The organism is Streptomyces purpureus, from assembly GCF_014648195.1.
Lineage (GTDB): Bacteria > Actinomycetota > Actinomycetes > Streptomycetales > Streptomycetaceae > Streptomyces > Streptomyces purpureus.
Map to the genome: position 1 here is coordinate 1 of NZ_BMQQ01000042.1, position 3076 is coordinate 3076.

The 3076-nt window shown below is 70.1% G+C and carries 3 protein-coding genes and 1 pseudogene; 1 reads left to right on the forward strand and 3 read right to left on the reverse strand.

Annotated features, from left to right (window positions below):
* A pseudogene (locus IEZ01_RS31960) lies at positions 1-209 on the reverse strand (DUF4097 family beta strand repeat-containing protein); the annotation flags it as partial.
* 250 nt (positions 210-459) lie between these two features.
* Here IEZ01_RS31960 and IEZ01_RS31965 point away from each other — a divergent pair.
* Positions 460-1215, forward strand: a complete 756-nt coding sequence (locus tag IEZ01_RS31965; protein WP_019891815.1) for a GbsR/MarR family transcriptional regulator — start codon at positions 460-462, stop codon at positions 1213-1215.
* Between the two features lie 70 nt (positions 1216-1285).
* Here the strand turns inward: IEZ01_RS31965 and nhaA are convergent, their stop codons facing one another.
* The gene (nhaA, locus tag IEZ01_RS31970; RefSeq protein WP_019891816.1) at positions 1286-2584 is read right to left on the reverse strand and encodes a Na+/H+ antiporter NhaA; all 1299 of its coding nucleotides are present in this window, start codon (positions 2582-2584) and stop codon (positions 1286-1288) included.
* A 260-nt stretch (positions 2585-2844) separates the two neighbouring features.
* Positions 2845-3076 (reverse strand): alanine:cation symporter family protein (locus tag IEZ01_RS31975; protein WP_189205215.1); only part of this gene is annotated, 232 nt, incomplete at its 5' end.

Genomic DNA, 3076 nt, shown 5'->3' on the forward strand with positions numbered 1-3076 from the left:
TTCTTCGCCTCGGGGGCCTCGATCCGCAGGACGCCGTCGCCGCAGGTGACCTTCATCTGCTCGGCGGCCTTCACGTCACGGCTCTTGGAGGCGTCGGCGGGGCGGATCTCGACGGTGGTGTCGGTGCGGTCGGCGGCGATGAACTGGATACGCCCCGAGGGGATGTCGAGGACGGTGGAGAGGGGGGCGGGGGTGGCGAACGTCTGCATGGTGTTTCTCCTTCATCGGTGCTGCGGGCCCCTTCGGCCCGCTGCTTTCTGACAGGAGAAACGCTACGTTGCATTCGCAGGTCCGACAACGACCTTGTTGCGCGCGATCGACATAACAGCAGGTCAAGTCCTTGAAATCGTTGCAGTGTTGATGACACTTAACGCAACAACACCACCCCGTTCGTTGCAATGGATTGGGGGTGAACGCTATTGTGGGGAGACGTCAGCACCGAACACGAAGGAGACCGCGATGCCGGGAGGCAGGCTCACCCAGCCCGAACGCCAGCAGATCGCGCTGGGACTGGCCGACGGCCTCGCCTACGCGGAGATCGCCAGACGCCTCGAACGCCCGACGTCGACCATCACGCGCGAGGTGATGCGCAACGGCGGCCCCACCGCCTACCGCGCCGACCTCGCCCACCGCGCCACCGAACGCCGCGCCCACCGCCGCAGGCAGGCCGCCCCCCGCGGGCCGGGGGCGCTCCCTCAGGAGCACGGGCGCGACGCGGAGGCGGTGCGCGAGTACGAGGAGACGTTCGCCACCGTCCTCATGGCCTCCGGCATGCCCAAGATGATGGCGCGCGTGATGGCCTGCCTCTACATCACCGACAACGGCACCCTCACCGCCTCCGAACTCGCCCAGCGTCTCCAGGTCAGCCCGGCATCGGTCTCCAAGGCGATCGCGTTCCTCGAAGAGCAGGGCCTTGTCCGCCGGGAACGCGACGAACGCCGCCGCGAGCGGTACATCGTCGACGACGACGTCTGGTACCAGTCGATGATGGCCAGCGCCCGCTCAACCGCCCAGCTCGTCGACACCGCCCGGCAGGGCGTCGGCGTCCTCGGCCCCCACACCCCGGCCGGCGATCGCCTGGAGAACATCGCCCGCTTCCTCGACTTCGTCTCCGAGAGCATCGTCCGCGCCGCCGAGCAGGCCCGCGACATCCTCTCCTCGCCACCCCGGACGACCTCGGACGCCAGCGCCGGGCCGGCGCCGGACCGCGGATAGCGAGCCGTCCGGGCGGCCGGCGGCCCTGGATGAAGCCGGCAGGGCGACGGCGGGGTCGCCCGGTGCGCTGTCAGGGCCCGGGCGTGCCGGCGCGCTGGTAGATGTCGGGGATGCCGTCCTGGTCGGCGTCCCGTTCCTCCTCCTCGTACAGGCGCCGGTAGATCCCGTTGCGGCGCTTGACGAGGAGGGCCGCGAGAGCAGCGGCGATGAGCGAGCCCACCAGGACGGCCGCCTTGATCTGTTCGGCGGCGGCGTCGGAGGGGAACGCCAGCTCGCCGATGAGCAGGGCGACGGTGAAGCCGATACCGGCCAGGACAGCGAGGGCGAGGACGTCGGCCCAGGCGAGGTCGGGATTGAGCCGGGCCCGGGTGAAGCGGGCGGCGAGGTAGGTGCCGGCGAAGATGCCGATGGTCTTGCCCGCGACCAGGCCCAGGACGACGCCCAGGGGCTCCGGCTCGGTGAACACCTGGCCCAGGGAGGTGGCCGTGATGGTGACCCCGGAGGCGAAGAGGGCGAAGAGGGGCACCGCGAGGCCCGCGGAGAGGGGGTGCAGGAGGTGGGAGGTGCGTTCGGCGGGCGATGCGGCCTCGTTCTTGTCGCGGGTGGTGCGCAGGATCAGGCCCATGGCCACGCCGGCGACGGTGGCGTGGACGCCGCCGTTGTACATCAGGGCCCAGATCGCGACGGCGAGCGGGACGTACCACCACCAGCCGCGGACACGGAAGCGCTGGAGGGCGTAGAAGACGATCAGGCCGGCGAAGGCGCCGCCGAGGGCGGCGAGGTTCAGGTCGCTGGTGAAGAAGATCGCGATGACGAGGATGCCGCCGAGGTCGTCGACGACGGCGAGGGTGAGCAGGAACGCGCGCAGTGCGGCGGGCAGATGCGTGCTCAGGACGGCGAGGACCGCCAGCGCGAAGGCGATGTCGGTGGCCATCGGCACGGCCCAGCCGCCCAGGCTGCCGCCTCCCGCCGCGGCGGTCACGGCGTAGAACGCGGCGGGGACGGCCATTCCGCAGACGGCGGCGATGACCGGCAGGGCGGCGGTGGCGGGGGTGCGCAGTTCACCGACGACGAGTTCGCGTTTGAGCTCGATGCCGGCGACGAGGAAGAAGACGGTCAGCAGTCCGTCGGCGGTCCAGTGGCCGACCGAGAGGTCCAGGCCGAGCGCCGGTATGCCGAAGTGGAAGTCGCGTATCTGCTCGTAGGTGTCACCCCACGGGGTGTTCACCCAGACCAGTGCCACCAGGGCCGCGGCCAGCAGCACCAGTCCGCCGACCGTTTCCGTCCGCAGGGCCTGCGCCACCGCGTTGCGCTCCGGCAGGGGCAGCACACCGAGGAAGGGGGAACGCTCGCGCGGCGTGGCAGCCATCGGGGAGACCTCCGGGGGATCGGCTTGAGGGCATACGAGCCCCTGGGACGCCGACCAGACTTCCCGGCACACCGCGCGTCCGAAGTGACCGCTCCGAGCGGGTCATTGACGCGTTCTTTACACCCTAACCGTCTTCCGGGGATCTCGCCATAGCCCATTTCACCTGCGGAAACTCTGTCTTGGGGCATGGTGAGAGGGCCCGTCCACACCAAGGCGCGAGGTGTGTACGGGCCCTCTCGGGAGCCGGGCCGCGGGGGCGGTCAGACGGTGGTCTTCACCGGCTCCTGGTCGTCGCCGGACTCGTCGTCCCCGGTGATCTCACCGGCGTCGCGCTTCTTCACGAAATCCAGGAAGGAGTTCAGTTCGCGCTTGACGACGGGGGCCAGGAGGTAGAGGCCGATGATGTTGATGACGGCGAGCATGAACAGCACGGCGTCGGCCATGTCGATCAGGGTCTGCAGGGTCAGCAGCGAACCGGCGACGGCGAACAGC